This window comes from Actibacterium sp. D185-2, from assembly GCF_054954595.1.
The window spans coordinates 23648-39311 of sequence record NZ_JBPWNX010000004.1 but is presented as its reverse complement, the minus strand read 5'-3'; the positions used below and the strand labels follow the sequence as shown (position 1 = coordinate 39311).

17 protein-coding genes are annotated in these 15664 nt (G+C 65.9%); 13 read left to right on the top strand and 4 right to left on the bottom strand.

Annotation, left to right across the window (positions count from 1 at the left end; genetic code table 11):
* Positions 1-8: 8 nt before the first annotated feature.
* Entirely contained in the window at positions 9-1328 is a 1320-nt protein-coding gene (locus ACSR1C_RS08810) for a PepSY-associated TM helix domain-containing protein (protein WP_460259245.1), read from the bottom strand.
* Between the two features lie 37 nt (positions 1329-1365).
* The gene (locus ACSR1C_RS08805) at positions 1366-1731 is read right to left on the bottom strand and encodes a hypothetical protein (protein ID WP_460259246.1); all 366 of its coding nucleotides are present in this window, start codon (positions 1729-1731) and stop codon (positions 1366-1368) included.
* Between the two features lie 104 nt (positions 1732-1835).
* On the opposite strand from ACSR1C_RS08805, the gene ACSR1C_RS08800 reads away from it, so the two are divergent.
* The 9 genes from ACSR1C_RS08800 to ACSR1C_RS08760 all read left to right on the top strand — a co-directional run bounded on the left by ACSR1C_RS08800 (position 1836) and on the right by ACSR1C_RS08760 (position 9830).
* Complete coding sequence (locus ACSR1C_RS08800) at positions 1836-2648, top strand: TIGR00282 family metallophosphoesterase (RefSeq protein ID WP_460259247.1); 813 nt, start codon at positions 1836-1838, stop codon at positions 2646-2648.
* Complete coding sequence (locus ACSR1C_RS08795; RefSeq protein WP_460259248.1) at positions 2645-3583, top strand: DMT family transporter; 939 nt, start codon at positions 2645-2647, stop codon at positions 3581-3583. Before ACSR1C_RS08800 ends, ACSR1C_RS08795 begins: the two co-directional genes overlap by 4 nt.
* A gap of 23 nt (positions 3584-3606) precedes the next feature.
* Complete coding sequence (locus tag ACSR1C_RS08790) at positions 3607-5385, top strand: SLC13 family permease (protein ID WP_460259249.1); 1779 nt, start codon at positions 3607-3609, stop codon at positions 5383-5385.
* Between the two features lie 27 nt (positions 5386-5412).
* Complete coding sequence (locus tag ACSR1C_RS08785; protein ID WP_460259250.1) at positions 5413-5802, top strand: hypothetical protein; 390 nt, start codon at positions 5413-5415, stop codon at positions 5800-5802.
* Between the two features lie 84 nt (positions 5803-5886).
* Complete coding sequence (locus ACSR1C_RS08780) at positions 5887-6627, top strand: YebC/PmpR family DNA-binding transcriptional regulator (RefSeq protein ID WP_460259251.1); 741 nt, start codon at positions 5887-5889, stop codon at positions 6625-6627.
* A 70-nt stretch (positions 6628-6697) separates the two neighbouring features.
* Complete coding sequence (locus ACSR1C_RS08775; protein ID WP_460259252.1) at positions 6698-7609, top strand: DMT family transporter; 912 nt, start codon at positions 6698-6700, stop codon at positions 7607-7609.
* A gap of 65 nt (positions 7610-7674) precedes the next feature.
* Positions 7675-8241, top strand: a complete 567-nt coding sequence (locus ACSR1C_RS08770) for a hemerythrin domain-containing protein (RefSeq protein WP_460259253.1) — start codon at positions 7675-7677, stop codon at positions 8239-8241.
* Between the two features lie 83 nt (positions 8242-8324).
* Positions 8325-9473: a PepSY-associated TM helix domain-containing protein gene (locus ACSR1C_RS08765; protein WP_460259254.1), complete on the top strand. Its 1149-nt coding sequence runs from the start codon at positions 8325-8327 to the stop codon at positions 9471-9473.
* 108 nt (positions 9474-9581) lie between these two features.
* Entirely contained in the window at positions 9582-9830 is a 249-nt protein-coding gene (locus tag ACSR1C_RS08760; protein WP_460259255.1) for a YdcH family protein, read from the top strand.
* A gap of 202 nt (positions 9831-10032) precedes the next feature.
* Here the strand turns inward: ACSR1C_RS08760 and ACSR1C_RS08755 are convergent, their stop codons facing one another.
* Complete coding sequence (locus tag ACSR1C_RS08755; RefSeq protein WP_460259256.1) at positions 10033-11436, bottom strand: helix-turn-helix domain-containing protein; 1404 nt, start codon at positions 11434-11436, stop codon at positions 10033-10035.
* 76 nt (positions 11437-11512) lie between these two features.
* Complete coding sequence (locus ACSR1C_RS08750) at positions 11513-12745, bottom strand: multidrug effflux MFS transporter (RefSeq protein WP_460259257.1); 1233 nt, start codon at positions 12743-12745, stop codon at positions 11513-11515.
* A 183-nt stretch (positions 12746-12928) separates the two neighbouring features.
* Here ACSR1C_RS08750 and ACSR1C_RS08745 point away from each other — a divergent pair, with 183 nt between their 5' ends.
* The 4 genes from ACSR1C_RS08745 to ACSR1C_RS08730 are packed head-to-tail and all read left to right on the top strand — an operon-like array spanning position 12929 to position 15635.
* Positions 12929-14461, top strand: a complete 1533-nt coding sequence (locus tag ACSR1C_RS08745) for an acyl-CoA carboxylase subunit beta (protein ID WP_460259258.1) — start codon at positions 12929-12931, stop codon at positions 14459-14461.
* A gap of 22 nt (positions 14462-14483) precedes the next feature.
* Positions 14484-14837 carry a hypothetical protein gene (locus tag ACSR1C_RS08740; protein ID WP_460259259.1) on the top strand — a complete coding sequence of 118 codons (354 nt, stop codon included), beginning with the start codon at positions 14484-14486 and terminating at the stop codon, positions 14835-14837.
* Complete coding sequence (locus tag ACSR1C_RS08735; RefSeq protein ID WP_460259260.1) at positions 14830-15234, top strand: RidA family protein; 405 nt, start codon at positions 14830-14832, stop codon at positions 15232-15234. The genes ACSR1C_RS08740 and ACSR1C_RS08735 overlap by 8 nt, the downstream gene beginning before the upstream one ends.
* On the top strand, positions 15231-15635 hold the full coding sequence (locus ACSR1C_RS08730) for a DUF6497 family protein (protein WP_460259261.1): 405 nt from the start codon (positions 15231-15233) through the stop codon (positions 15633-15635). The genes ACSR1C_RS08735 and ACSR1C_RS08730 overlap by 4 nt, the downstream gene beginning before the upstream one ends.
* The last annotated feature ends 29 nt before the right edge of the window (positions 15636-15664 follow it).

The following is a 15664-nucleotide window of genomic DNA, read 5'->3' as shown; positions in this document are numbered from 1 at the left end:
AACGGGGCTTATTCGGCGGGCTGGGGGATGGTGCCGTCGCGGAACCAGCCCAGCCTGCGAAACAGCAGCCAGTCCAGCCCCAGCGCCAGCAACAGCGACGCGCCCACCAGCGGCAGCACGATACCGATGCCGATGATCAGCAGGCCAAAGTCCCGGCCAAGCGCGGCATCCGGTGCGGCGGGCACACCCAGTTTTCCGGCCGGGCGGCGCATCCACCAGGCCACGAAGCCCGAGACCGACAGCAGCAGGCCCAACCCCGCAGCCAGCGTGTTTTGCGCCAGGTTCAGCCAGCCATAAAGCTCGCCCTGATGCAGCGAAATGCCATAGGACACCGCCCGCGCCACCGGCGGATTGTCGGCAAAGTCGATCCGCTTCAGCACCGCGCCGCTATACTGGTCGATGACCAGCTCGGTCTGTTCGCCCCGGTCGGGCGCGGCCGAGCGCAGCCAATACGCCCCTTGCACGCCTTTCGGCGGGCGCATCTCGTAAGGTGCGGCCAGCCCTTCGGCATGGGCCGTGGCCAGCACTGCCTCGAACGGCAGCGGTGTGCCGGTGTCGGCGGTGGAATTCGGCACCTTGCCGCCAAACCGCAGGCTGAGCGATTTCTGCCCGGTCTGATCCTGGATGGCCGACAGCGAACCGCCCCAGATATCGGTCCAGGGCAGGCCCGACAGCAGCAAGGGCGTGATCAGCACCGCCGCCAGCATCCCGGTGAACAGATGCGTTTCGCGCCACCAGCCGCGCCCGGTGCCGCGCGGCGGGCGCACCGCATCCGACAGGCGGCGCGGGCCGCGCGGCCACCACAGATAAACGCCTGTGACGATCATCACGATCGACCAGTGCGCGGCGAGTTCGACGAATTTCGTGCCGAACCCGCCCATCAGCAGTTCGCCATGGAATTTGCGCACGATCCGCATGAACGTCTCGTCGCGCGGCTGCACGGCGATGACCTGCGCGCTGTAGGGATCGACCCAGGCATAGCTGCGGATCTTGTCGCGGTCCTCGAACTCGATCAGCGTGCTGCGCGCGGGGTCGCCGGGATCGGTCACGCTGCGCAGCCGGGTCAGCCCGGCCTGATCCTCGACCGCCCCGATCTGCGCGGAGAAGGGCAGCGGATCGCCCCCGGCCGCGACGTTCAGGCGGTCGGCGTAAAGCCATTCCTCGATTTGCGGCTTGTACAGGTACAAGCCCCCCGAGAGTGACAGGATCAACATGAAGGGAAGGACGTAAAGCGCTGCCAGAAAATGCCATTTCCAGACGAGGCGATACAGGGCGCCACCGCGCACGGGGCGTTTCGCGGCCGGGGCCGCGGGCGAAGTCAGTGTCATTGAAACTATCCTTGAAGGTCTGTTTTGGGGTCTTCGGTCAGACAGCGACAAGGGGGGGCGCGCGGGCGGGTCTTCGCCGGGCATAGGGCGGCAGACTGCGCGCGATCCGTGCGTACAGCGGACGGCGCAAGGCGTGATCGCGCGCCAGCGCCTGCCAGAAACTCAGCGGGGCCGCGTCGGCGGTTACCGCCGTGCCGATGGTGCAGGGGGCCTCTTCGGTTTCGCCGGTCCGAACCGGCGCACCGTCGGGGCCGATGGTGACCGTGACCAGCCCGTCCCCGGTGCAGATCACGATGGTCTGGACCGTGCCGGGCAGCAACAGCGACACCACGGCCGACGCCTTGGGCCAGATCAGGCCAAGGCACAGCGCCACCACAAGAAGGATCCCGCCGGATTTCCGCATCCGGCCTTCCTATCAGCTTGCGGTGCGGGCAGGGCGCGTCGGATTGACGCGGATGATGCATTTCCACGCTTGCCCTTGGCCCGCCCGCGCCCTAGGCATTATCCATGAAAATCCTGTTCCTTGGCGATGTGGTGGGACGTGCGGGCCGCGCCGCGATCACCGAACGCCTGCCGAAACTGCGCGCCGACTGGGGCCTCGACTTTGTCGTGGTCAATGGCGAGAATGCAACCTCGGGTGCCGGTCTGACCGGGGCCCATGCCAAGGCGATCCTTGACGCAGGGGCCGATTGCGTGACGCTGGGCGATCACGCCTTCGACCAGAAGGAGATGCTCAGCTTCATCGAGACCGAGCCGCGCATCATCCGCCCGATCAACTATGCCAAAAGCGCGCCGGGCAAGGGGCACCGGCTGTTCACCGCCACCGGGGGGCGCAAGGTGCTCGTGACGCAGGTGCTGGGCCAGGTCTTCATGAAACGTCCGTTCGACGATCCGTTCTCGGCGGTCGATCAGGTGCTCAAGACCCATCCGCTGGGCGGGTTGGCGCAGGCGGCGCTGGTCGATGTCCATTGCGAGGCGACGTCGGAAAAGATGGCGATGGGCCATTGGTGCGACGGGCGCGCCAGCGTGGTGGTCGGCACCCACACCCATGTGCCGACGGGCGATGCGCAAATCCTGCCTGGCGGCACCGCGTTTCAGTCGGATGCGGGTATGTGCGGCGATTACAATTCTGTCATCGGGATGGACAAGGCCGAACCGATGCGCCGTTTCATCACCGGCATGGGCAAGGGCCGCTTCACCCCGGCGGCGGGCGAGGCCACGCTGTCGGGCCTGTATGTCGAGACCGACGACCGCAGCGGCAAGGCTGGCAAGGTGCGGATGATCCGCGTCGGCGGGCGGCTGGAGCAGGCCGCGCCATGAGCGCCGCCGCCGCGCCGGGCCGTTCGGCGCTGCTGCTGATGCTGGTCGTGCTCGGGATGGGCTGGGGCATCACCCCGCCACTGGCCAAGATCGCGGTTTCCGGCGGCTATCGCGCGTTCGGCATCATCTTCTGGCAATCGGCCATCGGCGCGGTGCTTCTGTTTCTGATCAGTACCGCGCGGGGCCGGGGGCTGCCGCGGGGGCGGCGCCAGATCGGCATGTGCGTGGTGATCGCACTGATCGGCACGCTGCTGCCCAATGCCGCGTCCTATCGCGCGGCGGTGCATCTGCCGGCGGGCATCATGTCGATCCTGCTGTCGCTGGTGCCGATCTTCGCCTTTCCGATCGCGCTGGCGATGGCCACCGACCGGTTCGAATGGCGCCGGCTGGCCGGCATCCTGTGCGGTGCGCTGGGGGTGGTCCTGATCGCCGGTCCTGAAACCGGCCTGCCCGACCCCGCCATGCTGGCCTTCGTGCCGCTGGCCCTGCTGGGGCCGCTGTTTTACGGGCTCGAGGGCAATATCGTCGGCAAGTGGGGCATGGTCGGCATGGATCCGATCCAGCTTTTGCTGGGGGCGTCGGTGATTTCCGCGCTGCTGACCGCGCCGCTGGCGCTGGCCGCCGGGCAGTGGATTTCGCCATTGCCGCCCTATGGCGCGGCCGATCTGGCGGTCATGGGGTCGGCCGTGGTGAACGCGCTGGTCTATGCGGGCTATGTCTGGCTGGTCAGTTGCGCGGGGGCGGTGTTCGCGGCACAGGTTTCCTATCTGGTGACCGGGTTCGGGGTGCTGTGGTCGGTGCTGTTGCTGCAAGAGTCCTATTCCGGCTGGGTCTGGGCCGCGCTGGCGGTGATGCTTGCGGGTCTGTTCCTGGTGCAGCCGCGGCCCAACTCTGTGCTTGTGCGAACTTCTGCTGTCGCTAAAGATACAGTCTGACCCGGCAACAGGCCCAGACTGGAATGATCGACCTTTCCCTTTCCGCGACCACGAATGCCATTCTTGCGCTGACCGTCGTTGCGGTGATGTTCGCACTGTTCGTACGCGAACACTATCCGGTCGAGGTGATCGCGCTTTCGGGCGCGGCGGTGATGCTGGTGCTGGGCATTCTGCCCTATGACGCCGCCCTGAACGTGTTGTCGAACCCGGCGCCCTGGACCATCGCGGCGATGTTCGTGGTGATGGGGGCACTGTCGCGCACCGGGGCGCTGGACGGGTTCATCGCCGTTGCCGAACGCACCACCGAACGGGCGCCGATGCTGGGCATCGCCGGGCTGCTGGGCTTTGTCGTGCTGGCCTCGGCCTTCATGAACAACACGCCGGTGGTGGTGATGATGATCCCGGTTTTCGTCAAACTGGCGCGCAAGCTGAACCGCCCGGTGTCCAAACTGCTGATCCCGCTGTCCTATGCGTCGATCCTGGGCGGGATGACCACGCTGATCGGCACCTCGACCAACCTGCTGGTGGACGGCGTGGCGCGTACCGCGGGGCTGGCGCCGTTCACGATCTTCGAGGTGACGCCGCTGGCGCTGATCCTGGTGGTCTGGGGCATGATCTATATCCGATTCATCGGCAAGCGCCTGTTGCCCAACCGCGAGTCGATGGCCGATCTGCTGTCGGACCGCAGCCGGATGAAATTCTTCACCGAGGTCGCGATCCCCGAAGACAGCGAGTTGATCGGCGCCGAGGTGACCGGCGTCGATCTGTTCCGCCGCGAAGGCGTGCGCCTGATCGACGTGCTGCGTGGCGATGCCTCGTTGCGGCGCGACCTGCGCGGCGTCACGCTGGAGCCCGGCGACCGTGTCGTGCTGCGCACCGAGATGTCGGAACTGCTGGGCCTGCAGCAGAACAAGAAACTGCGCATGGTCGATAAGCTGTCCTCGGTCCAGACCACCACGGTTGAGGCACTGATTTCGCCCGGATGCCGACTGGTCGGGCGGTCGCTGGGCGATCTGCGGTTGCGCCGCCGCTATGGCGTCTATCCGCTGGCGGTACATCGGCGGAACCAGAATATCGGCCGCAAGCTGGATGATCTGGTGGTGCGCGTCGGCGACACGCTGCTGCTGGAAGGCACGCCCGAGGATATCCGCCGCCTGGCCTCTGACATGGAACTGGTCGATATCTCGCAGCCCACCGCGCGGGCCTATCGGCGCAGCCACGCCCCGATTGCGCTGGCGGCGCTGGTCGGGATCGTGGTGCTGGCCGCGCTGGGCGTGGCGCCGATCCTGTTTCTGGCGATCCTGGCGGTGGCGGCGCTGCTGCTGACCCGCTGCATCGATTCCGAAGAGGCGTTCTCGGTCGTCGATGCGCGGCTATTGGTGATGATCTTCTCGATGCTGGGGGTGGGCGCGGGGCTGGAAGCCTCGGGCGCGGTGGCGATGATCGTCAACGCGATCGGGCCGTTCCTGGGCACGCTGCCGCCGTTCCTGCTGATCTGGGCGATCTATCTGCTGACCTCGGTGCTGACCGAAGTGGTGACCAACAATGCGGTGGCCGTGGTCGTGACCCCGATCGCCATCGGCCTGGCCCAGGCGCTGGGGGTCGATCCGCGGCCGCTGGTGGTGGCGGTGATGGTGGCGGCGTCGACCAGTTTTTCCACGCCGATCGGTTATCAGACCAACACGTTGATCTACGGCCCCGGCGGCTATCGCTTCACCGATTTCATGCGCGTGGGCATTCCGCTGAACCTGAGCATCGGATTGCTGGCCTCGGCCGTGATCCCGTTCCTGTGGCCGCTGTAAGTTTCACCCCCTGAAAGGAGGCCGACCATGTTTCGCACCCTGTTGCCCGCGGCCCTGACCCTGGCGCTGGCCGCCTGCGCGGCCCAAAGCGGCGGCCGCCCCGAAGAGGTGATCCTGACCCGCAATCTGCTGACCGTGCGGATGACCACCGGCGAGATATGCAAGGGCCCGCGCGCGTCCGCCACCCAGACCGAGGCGGGTTGGAGCGGCACGCTCCAGGACTGCACGACCGCCTATCCCTATGCGGTGGAACTGCTGCCGGGCACCAACCCGATCCGTTGGGTTCTGGTCGAGTTTTTCACCGCGCTGGGCGGCCCGGACGTGATCGCGCCGCTGGCCCGCGTCACCATTTCCGAACCGGGGGGCGGGCGCGACTGGACCTTCCGCTCGCCGCCGCCGCCCTCTGCCAAGAACTGATTGCCGCAAGGCGGGCCACCCTTGCAGCCCGCCCCGCCGCTGGCATATAGAGGCGCGGAGCAAAACCAAGGTTCGGAGAGTTTCATGGCAGGCCATTCCAAATGGGCGAATATCCAGCATCGCAAGGGCCGGCAGGATGCCGCGCGCTCGAAGCTGTTTTCCAAGCTGTCGAAGGAAATCACCGTGGCCGCCAAGATGGGCGACCCGGATCCCGAAAAGAACCCGCGCCTGCGCATGGCGGTGAAAGAGGCCAGGTCGAACTCGGTCCCCAAGGATGTGATCGACCGCGCGATCAAGAAGGCCACCGGGGGCGATGCGGAAAACTATGATGAAATCCGCTATGAAGGTTACGGCCCGAACGGGGTGGCGGTGATCGTCGAGGCGATGACCGACAACCGCAACCGGACGGCGTCCAACGTGCGCTCGACCTTCACCAAGAACGGCGGCAATCTGGGCGAGACCGGGTCGGTGGGCTTCATGTTCGACCGCAAGGGGCAGATCAGCTATCCGGCGACGGCGGGTGATGCCGACACGGTGATGATGGCCGCGATCGAGGCCGGGGCCGAGGATGTCGAGAGTTCCGAGGATGGCCATATCATCTGGTGCGCCGATACCGATCTGAACGAGGTCTCGACCGCGCTGGAGGCCGAGCTGGGCGACTCCGAATCCACCAAGCTGGTCTGGAAGCCGCAAACCACCACCGAGTTGGGGCTGGAAGATGCGCAAAAGCTGATGAAGCTGATCGACGCGCTGGAGGATGACGACGACGTGCAAAATGTCACCGCCAATTTCGAGATCTCCGACGAGGTGATGGAACAGCTTTAAGCGCGGCGAACCCGCGCAGGCGGGGGCTTTCCCACTTGCCCTCGGGCATTCTATAGGATCAAGTTCGCGCATGTCCGATGTCTTTTCCGACACGCGCCGCCCGGCCATAGGCGTTTTCTGGATGCTGGTTTCCGGCCTTCTGTTCGTTGGTGTCACCGCCATTGTGAAACATGTGGGCGACGGCCTTCCCGCGCCCCAGGCCGCCTTTTTACGCTATCTTCTCGGGCTGGTGTTTTTGCTGCCGACGCTGGGCGCGCTGTCGCGCCTGCGGCTGCCGCGGCGCGCCTGGGTCCTGTTCGCGCTGCGCGGCGCGGCCCATGCGCTGGGCGTGATCTGCTGGTTCTTCGCGATGACCCGGATTCCGATCGCCGAGGTGACGGCGATGAACTATCTCAACCCGATCTATGTCACCATCGGGGCGGCATTGTTTCTGGGCGAAAAGCTGGCCGCGCGGCGGATCATGGCGATCGTCATCGCGCTGATCGGGGCGCTAATCATTCTGCGGCCGGGATTTCGTGTCGTCCAGCCCGGCCATATCGCGATGCTGATCACGGCGCTGATGTTCGGCGCCTCGTATCTGATCGCCGGTCGGGCCAGCGGCAAGGTCAGCCCGGCCATCATCGTGGCGATGTTGTCGATCTTCGTGACCATCGCGCTGGCGCCGTTTGCCGCCGCGGTCTGGGTCACGCCGACACCGCCGCAACTGGGCTGGATGTTCCTGGTGGCGGCCTTCGCCACTGCGGGGCATTACACGATGATGCTCGCCTTTCGCGAGGCGCCGCTGTCGGTGACCCAGCCGGTGACCTTTCTGCAACTGGTCTGGGCCGCGTTGCTGGGCTGGCTGGCCTTTGGCGAGGCGGTGGATATCTGGGTGATCGCGGGGGGCGGGCTGATCCTGGCCTCCGTCAGTTTCATCACCTGGCGCGAGGCGATGCTGAAGCGGCGCGCCATCACCCCGCCCCCCGACGCCACCAGAATGTGAAACCATGCGCAGGCGCTGTGCGCGGCGGCGCTTGTCCGCCCGTGCGCAGGACCTATTGTGGCGGCATGGACAATCCGCTTTCCCTTGACCGCCGTCCCGGCCTTCCCGATGCGCTTCGGGTGCTGCTGGCCGACTATCCCCGCGACATCTGGGAAAGCCACGGCAATTTCGACGGGCTGACCCGGTTCTGGCTGGGCCGTCACCTGATGTTCCGCGATCTGCTGTCGCGGTTGCAGCAGGATGCCGGGGCGGTGCTGGGGGGCGATCTGGATCCGCGCCGCTATCAGCAACGGACCGCCCGGCTGGCCGGCACCTTTCTGAACGAACTGCACGGCCATCACCAGATCGAGGACCATCATTATTTTCCGCAGCTTTGCGCACTCGATCTGCGGCTCGGGGCGGGGTTTGACCTGCTGGATGCTGATCACCACGCGCTGGACGCGCATATCCATGGGCTGGCGGATCTGACCAATGCGATGCTGCGCGCGGGGCCCGATGTGTTGCGGCCACAGGCCGGGGCGCTGCGCGACGCGCTGGACGGGTTCGCCGGGTTTCTGGACCGGCACCTGACCGACGAGGAAGAACTGGTCGTGCCCCTGATCCTTGCACATGGGCAACATCTGGACAGGTAGGCCGCCGCATTCTCGCGGGCGCGACGGAATGTTGGCGTACACACGTTATACGAAATGCGCGCGACGCATCTGGAGAGAGTAACATGTCTGTCAGGCGGATATTCTTCTGGGCCCACCTTGTGGCCGGGGTCAGCGCGGGGCTGGTCATTCTGTTTCTGTCGGTCACCGGGGTTCTGTTGACCTATGAGCGGCAGATCGTGGGCTGGTTCGAAAACGCCAGCACCGTGGCCCATGACGCGGGTGCCGCACCGTTGCGGGTTGGCGAACTGGCCGGGATTGCGCAGGGGATCGCCAAAAACGCCCCCGCCACGCTGGTGCTGCAAGCGGACACGGACGCGCCGGTGACGCTGCGCACGGGGCGGTCCAATACCACGCTGCTGGATCCCTATAGCGGCGACGTGCTGGACAGCCGCGCCGAAGGGGCGAAGGCGTTTTTTGAAAAGGTCACCGCGCTGCACCGCTGGTTCGCGCTAAGCGGCGACGCGCGCGAAACCGGCGCGGCGATCACCGGGGCGGCGAACCTGATCTTTCTGTTCATTACCCTGTCGGGGCTGGTTCTGTGGTGGCCGAAACGCTGGAAATGGCGGCTGGTGCGGATGAATCTGTGGTTTCGGCGCGGCCTGCCCAACGCCAAGGCGCGCGATTACAACTGGCACCATGTCTTCGGGATCTGGGCGCTGATCCCGCTGGTGGTGGTGATTGGCACCGCGGTGGTGTTTTCCTATTCTTGGGCCGATCGCGCGGTTTATGCCGCCTTCGGCGAAGAGGTGCCCGCGCGGCGCGGCCCGCCGGGGGGGGCGCCGATGGCCAATCAGGCCCAGGGCAGGCCGCAGGCGCAGGTCTTTGACGGTCAGCTTCAGGCGGTGGTCGACGCCGCCGCGGCGCAGGTGCCGGGCTGGACCCGGATCGAGCTGCCGCTGCCGGACCCGGCGGATACCGAGGTCGCGCTGCGCGTCGATACCGGCACCGGCGGTCAGCCCACCAAGCAGCAGACCCTGACCTATGCGCTGACCGATGCCACACTGACCGGCAGCAGCGGATTTACCGATAATACACCGGCCACGCAGGCGCGAATCCTGATCCGGTTCCTGCATACGGGCGAGGCGCTGGGCCTGACCGGGCAGACCCTGGCCGGGCTTGCATCGCTTGCGTCGGTGTTTTTGGTCTATACCGGGCTGGCGCTGGCGTGGCGGCGTCTGATCGTGCCGCTTTGGCGCAGGCGCAAGGCTTGACCGGGGCCGGGTTTATGCCGTATCGGGCGCGTTCATTTGATCGGAGTCAAAGTGGCGGGGGCCTGCCCCGTCTAGCGTAGCTTCGTTAAGACAGGAAGGAGACCCGAGATGTCGAATACCCCCCATGAACTGGCCGAAGAGTTCCCGGATCAAGTTGATGCGATCCGCGCGCTGAAAACCAGCGATGCCCATTTCGCCCGGCTTGTGGATGAATATCACGAGGTCAACGGCGCCATTCATCGCGCCGAAACCAATATCGAGCCCACCGACGAGCTGAACGAGACCGCCATGCGCAAGCAGCGGATGGCGCTGAAAGACGAAATCGCCCGCCTTCTGGCCGCCCCGGCCGAGGGCTGAGGCGTTCAGGCTTCGGCCGCGTCCCCGTTGGATGCGGCCGGACCTTCGACCTGTTCCTGAAATCGCATGAAAAACGGATCGCTCATCTGGCGGGCGAACCCGTCGATCAGCCGCGATGCCACGGCGGCCTTTCCGTTGCATGGCGATGCCCTCCCCCTGTGCGGTGTTCTGACAGACCGGCGCGCGGGGCCGGGGCGATAAGCTATTCGGCGATTTCATAGGGCATCAGGCCGCGCTGGTCGGGATCGACCCGCAACCGGCGTTCCAGCGGCGGCACGGCGCGCTGGGGGCAGGTCTTGCGCTCACAAATGCGGCATGAAATCCCGATCGGCTCGAACGCGGTGGCGCGGGTCACATCCATGTCGTCGGCATAGACGATCTGCCCGGCATGCTGCACCTCGCAGCCCAGCCCGATGGCAAAGCGCCGGGTGGGCGCGCCCCAGGCCCCGCCGGATTTCGATATGTCGCGCGCCAGACAGAAATAGCGCGCACCGTCCGGGGTTTCGGCCAGCTGCCGCAGAAAACGGCCGGGCGATTCAAATGCATGATGCGCGTTCCACAGCGGGCAGGCCCCGCCGAACCGGGCGAATTGCAGCCGCGTGGCGGAATGGCGCTTGGTGATCGTGCCGGCCTGATCGACGCGGGCAAAGAAGAACGGCACCCCCTTGGCGCCGGGGCGCTGCAGGGTGGACAGGCGATGCGCCACCTGCTCGATCGACGCGCCGAACAGATCGGCCAGCCGTTCCAGATCATGCCGCGTCTCCTGTGCGGCGGCCAGAAAGGCGCGGTAGGGCAGCAGCGCCGCCCCGGCGAAATAGTTGGCCAGCCCGATCCGGGCGATGGCGCGGGCCTCGGGGCTTTGGAACCGGGCGAAATCCAGTGTGGCGTCCAGCAGTTTGGCCTGGGTCAGCAACGCCACCTGATGCAGCAACTGAAAGCGCTGGGTGGGCGGGGCCGCGCGCGACGACAGGGTCAGGGTGCGGGTTTCGGCATCATAGTGGCGCAGCCCGTCGCCCGGCGCGGTCCGCACCGTGGCACCCGCGCCGCGCAGGCAATCCATCGCCAGGGCGGTCGGGTCGCCGGGGGGGCCGTCCGGGCAGGCAAAGCGTTCGGCGGCGCGGTCCACCGCGTCGATGTAGTTGTCGCAATAGTGGAAAAAATCGCGCACTTCTTCCCAGGGGCTGGGCTGCACGCGGGCATCCTCGCGCCCCAATGCCTCGTCCAGCGAGGCAAGGCGTTCATGGGTCTGGCGATAGGCGCGGTGCAGATCCAGAAAGGCGCGCGCCAGGGCCGGGGCGTTCGAGGCGGCCAGCCGCAGATCGGCCAGCGGCGGCGCGACATCGGCAAAGACCGGGTCGGCCAGCGCCTCGCGCATGTCGGTGACGATGCGTTCCGCGTCGCCGGTCGACAGCTCGGTCACGTCAAAGCCGAATTCCTGCGCCAGCGCCAGCACCACCCCGGTGGATACCGGACGGTTGTTGTTTTCCATCTGGTTGAGATAAGGCAGCGACACGCCCAGCTTGGCGGCGAAATCCTTTTGGGTCAGGCCCAGCCGGGTCCGGGTTTCGCGCAGCTTGACGCCCGCATAGAGTTTCTGATTGGCCATGGCGCCTGTGTTTGCAGTTTTGCTTTCACCCATTGTGTTCTTTGCAAACCCGTTGCGCAAGCCCGCTTTGGCCGGATCACTGCGGGTGCAGGCCCAGCCGGTCGGCGCGGCGCTGGGCGTGCAGGACGTAGAGCATCGACAGGACCACGCACAGGCTTGAGGTCAGCATGATCCCCAGCAGGGGATAGACCCCGCGCCCCGGCGTCAGCAGCGCGCCCGACAGGGCCGACAGCGCGGCGCTGCCGCCGATGGTGACCGCGCCGCCAAAGCCGCTGGCGGTGCCCGCCAGGCTGGGCCGCACCGACAGCATCCCCGAGGTGGCGTTGGGCATGATCATGCCGTTGCCCATCCCGACAAACGTGACCAGGCCGAAAAAGCTGAACGGATGGGTGGCGCCCAGCACGAACAGCAGCAGCGACACCAGCAGGCCCGCGACCAGCAGTATGGCGCCGCCCAGGATCATGCGGTTGATCCCGATCCGCACCGAAAACCGGCCCGACAGGAAATTCCCGACCAGATAGCCCAGCGCCGACATGCCGAAATACAGCCCCAGCGCCGACGGCGACAGGCCGAATACCTCGGTCCCGACGAAAGGTGCGCCGCCGACGAAGGCAAAGAACGTGCCCGCCGCAAAGGCCGAGGTCAGCGCATAGCCCCAGAACCGGCGCGAGCGGATCAGTTCCGGCGTTTCGCGCAACTGGGCGATCAGGCTGGTCTTGCGCCGCGGCGCGGTTTCGCCCAGGTCGGCCCAGATCAGCGCCAGCAGCGCGCTGCCCGCCAGCAGCAGCACCGCGAAATTGGCCTTCCAGCCGAACGCCTCGTCCAGCACCCCGCCGATTGCCGGGCTGACCATCGGCACCATCGACATGCCCATGGTGACATACCCGATCATCGACGCGGCCTCGGCCTGCGGGACCATGTCGCGCACCACCGCACGGCTGAGCACCATGCCGGTGACGATCACCGCCTGCGCCATGCGGAAGGCCAGGAACACATGCACGTTCGGTGCGAAAAGGCAGCCCAGCGTGGCCAGCAGGAACACCACGACCGAGCCCAGCAGCACCGGGCGCCGCCCATACCTGTCAGAAAGCGGGCCGATGAAGATTTGCAACACCGCGTTGACGCCCAGATACAGCGCCACCGACAACTGCATCAGCCGATAGTCGGTGCCGAAATAGGCGGTCATGTTGGGCAGCGACGGCAGAAAAATGTTCATCGACAGCGCCGCCATCCCCGCAAGCAGGACAAGCGTCACGATATGGGGCGGGGTGCTGCGGTCAAGAAACCGCACAGGGGGCTTGGGAGTCATGTTAACTGACTTAGGGCGATGTGCGGGACCTGTCCATATCCTCGGATGTCGAATGGATTATTTGCAAGTTTACAATTAGCCAAATCTGCATTGCCAAGAATTTGCAAATATTCCGAAAATCACTTTCTCGTGCCTGCCCGGCCCTATAGGGTGCCCGCAAACCGGGAAGGGGAAGCCAAGATCATGAAAGACATCCTGCAGGAACTTGACGATCGCCGTGCCGCCGCGCGGCTCGGGGGCGGGCAGCGCCGGATCGACAGCCAGCACGCCAAGGGCAAGCTGACCGCGCGCGAGCGGATCGAACTGTTGCTGGATGAGGGCTCGTTCGAGGAATTCGACACTTTCGTCGCCCATCGCTGCACCGATTTCGGGATGGAGCAGGACCGCCCTTATGGTGACGGCGTCGTGACCGGCTGGGGCACGATCAACGGTCGCATGGTTTATGTGTTCTCTCAGGATTTCACGGTCTTCGGCGGCTCGTTGTCGGAAACCCACGCCCAGAAAATCTGTAAGATCATGGATATGGCGATCCAGAACGGCGCGCCGGTGATCGGGCTGAACGATTCGGGCGGCGCACGTATTCAGGAAGGTGTGGCCAGCCTGGCCGGCTATGCCGACGTGTTCCAGCGCAACATCATGGCCTCGGGCGTGGTGCCGCAGATCAGCGTGATCATGGGCCCCTGCGCCGGTGGCGCGGTTTACAGCCCGGCGATGACCGATTTCATCTTCATGGTCAAAGACAGTTCCTACATGTTCGTCACCGGCCCCGACGTGGTGAAGACCGTCACGAATGAGGTTGTCACCGCCGAGGAACTGGGCGGTGCCAGCACCCATACCAAGAAATCCTCGGTCGCCGACGGCGCGTTCGAGAACGATGTCGAGGCGCTGACCGAAGTGCGCCGTCTGGTGGATTTTCTGCCGCTCAACAATCGTGAAAAGCCGCCGGTCCGCCCGTTCTTTGACGATCCGGCCCGGATCGAGGACAGCCTGGACACGCTGGTCCCCGACAATCCGAACCAGCCCTATGACATGAAAGAGCTGATCGCGAAAACTGCGGACGAGGGCGATTTCTACGAGATTCAGGAAGATTTCGCCAAGAACATCATCACCGGCTTCATCCGGATCGAGGGGCAGTCGGTGGGCGTGGTCGCCAACCAGCCGATGGTGCTGGCCGGCTGTCTGGACATCGACAGCTCGCGCAAGGCGGCCCGGTTCGTGCGGTTCTGCGATGCGTTCGAAATTCCGATCCTGACCTTTGTCGATGTGCCCGGTTTCCTGCCCGGCACCAGTCAGGAATATGGCGGCGTCATCAAGCACGGCGCCAAGCTGTTGTTCGCTTATGGCGAGGCCACGGTGCCGAAGGTCACGGTGATCACCCGCAAGGCCTATGGCGGTGCCTATGACGTCATGGCGTCGAAACACCTGCGCGGCGATTTCAACTATGCCTGGCCCACGGCGCAGATCGCGGTGATGGGCGCCAAGGGCGCGACCGAGATCCTGTATCGTTCCGAACTGGGGGATCCCGAAAAGATCGCGCAGCGCACCGCGGATTACGAGGATCGCTTCGCCAATCCGTTCGTCGCTGCCGAAAAGGGCTTTATCGACGAGGTGATCCAGCCCCACAGCACCCGCAAGCGGGTGGCGCGGGCCTTTGCCTCGCTGCGCGGCAAGAAGTTGGAAAACCCGTGGAAGAAGCACGACAACATTCCGCTGTAAGCGGGGTGTTTGGGGGCGTCCGATGCAAGACCGCTGGCATATCATCCGTGAAGACGGCGCGCTGACATTGGCCCGTCATCTGCCGCCGCGTTTCGACGTGGCGGCCGAAACGGTGCTGCCTTTGGCGCGCAAGGGACGTCTGGCGCAGCAGATACGGCAGGACCTGTGGCGCGCGCTGCGGCGCTTGCGCGGGTTCACGCCGGTGGTGCGTATCGAGGAGGACGGTGCGCGCCTGTTGGTCCGGGCGGGCGGCGCAATCCATGCCCGAACCTTTCCCAGAACCCGGACGCAGGCGGCCATCGCGGCGGTGCTGGACTGCCCGGCGAACCGCGCGCGCTGGCTGGCCAACGCAAGGCCGGGGGTGACCGATGCCTGAGTTCCACCTGTTCACCAAGGGCCCGCGCCCGGTCGCGCCGTTTTCCCATGCGGTCGAGGCCGATGGCTGGGTGATCCTGACCGGCCAGATGCCGACCGACCCCGACGCCCCGGATGCGCCCTTGCCCGAAGGGATCACAGCCCAGACCGCACGGGTGATGAACAATCTGGCATTGATCCTGGCCGAGTTGGGGCTGGACCTGTCGCATGTGGTGCAGTGCCGCTGCTTTCTGACCGAATTCGAGCGCGACTTCGCCGCGTTCAACGACGCCTATCAGGGGTATTTCCCGGCCGACCGCCGCCCGGCCCGCACCACCGTGGGCGTGACCGCGCTGGCCGTCGGCGCGCTGGTCGAGGTTGACTGCATCGCCCGCCGTCCCGAAGGGCAGGGGGCATGATGCGGGGGGGCGCGCTGATCTGTCTGGCCGCGGTCGCGGCCGCGCCGCTGCTGGCCGGGGATGCGGCGATTGCCGTTCCTTCGGGGCAGCCGGTGACGTTTCTCGACATGATCTGGGGCGAACCCGGCCCGGCGGGCCTGACCGCGCGGTTCCGCTTCGTGGCGCCCCGGATCGGCCATGGCGACAGCCAGGTCTCTTTCGCCGAGGCCGAGCCGGACATGCTGTTTTTGTGCACGCACTACGCCCTGCCGCGGCTGAGCAACCTGGGGCCGGAGGTGTCGCAGGTGATCATAACCCTGGCTGACCGGCCGGTTGACTTCGGCCAATCCGCGCCCGAAGCCACCCAGTATTTCGAGGCCTACCGCCCCGAAAACAACGCCTGCATCTGGGAGGGATTTTGACGATGCCGCAAAATGTTGCACCGTTCCAT

Bases quoted from the DNA above. Each gene is read 5' to 3' on its own strand.
- ACSR1C_RS08780 (WP_460259251.1), top strand. From the start codon at position 5,887: ATGGCAGGCCATTCCAAATGGGCGAATATCCAGCATCGCAAGGGCCGG.
- ACSR1C_RS08790 (WP_460259249.1), top strand. From the start codon at position 3,607: ATGATCGACCTTTCCCTTTCCGCGACCACGAATGCCATTCTTGCGCTG.
- ACSR1C_RS08800 (WP_460259247.1), top strand. From the start codon at position 1,836: ATGAAAATCCTGTTCCTTGGCGATGTGGTGGGACGTGCGGGCCGCGCC.
- ACSR1C_RS08730 (WP_460259261.1), top strand. From the start codon at position 15,231: ATGATGCGGGGGGGCGCGCTGATCTGTCTGGCCGCGGTCGCGGCCGCG.
- ACSR1C_RS08805 (WP_460259246.1), bottom strand. From the start codon at position 1,731: ATGCGGAAATCCGGCGGGATCCTTCTTGTGGTGGCGCTGTGCCTTGGC.
- ACSR1C_RS08750 (WP_460259257.1), bottom strand. From the start codon at position 12,745: ATGACTCCCAAGCCCCCTGTGCGGTTTCTTGACCGCAGCACCCCGCCC.
- ACSR1C_RS08770 (WP_460259253.1), top strand. From the start codon at position 7,675: ATGGACAATCCGCTTTCCCTTGACCGCCGTCCCGGCCTTCCCGATGCG.
- ACSR1C_RS08785 (WP_460259250.1), top strand. From the start codon at position 5,413: ATGTTTCGCACCCTGTTGCCCGCGGCCCTGACCCTGGCGCTGGCCGCC.
- ACSR1C_RS08775 (WP_460259252.1), top strand. From the start codon at position 6,698: ATGTCCGATGTCTTTTCCGACACGCGCCGCCCGGCCATAGGCGTTTTC.
- ACSR1C_RS08740 (WP_460259259.1), top strand. From the start codon at position 14,484: ATGCAAGACCGCTGGCATATCATCCGTGAAGACGGCGCGCTGACATTG.
- ACSR1C_RS08745 (WP_460259258.1), top strand. From the start codon at position 12,929: ATGAAAGACATCCTGCAGGAACTTGACGATCGCCGTGCCGCCGCGCGG.
- ACSR1C_RS08735 (WP_460259260.1), top strand. From the start codon at position 14,830: ATGCCTGAGTTCCACCTGTTCACCAAGGGCCCGCGCCCGGTCGCGCCG.
- ACSR1C_RS08755 (WP_460259256.1), bottom strand. From the start codon at position 11,436: ATGGCCAATCAGAAACTCTATGCGGGCGTCAAGCTGCGCGAAACCCGG.
- ACSR1C_RS08765 (WP_460259254.1), top strand. From the start codon at position 8,325: ATGTCTGTCAGGCGGATATTCTTCTGGGCCCACCTTGTGGCCGGGGTC.
- ACSR1C_RS08760 (WP_460259255.1), top strand. From the start codon at position 9,582: ATGTCGAATACCCCCCATGAACTGGCCGAAGAGTTCCCGGATCAAGTT.
- ACSR1C_RS08795 (WP_460259248.1), top strand. From the start codon at position 2,645: ATGAGCGCCGCCGCCGCGCCGGGCCGTTCGGCGCTGCTGCTGATGCTG.
- ACSR1C_RS08810 (WP_460259245.1), bottom strand. From the start codon at position 1,328: ATGACACTGACTTCGCCCGCGGCCCCGGCCGCGAAACGCCCCGTGCGC.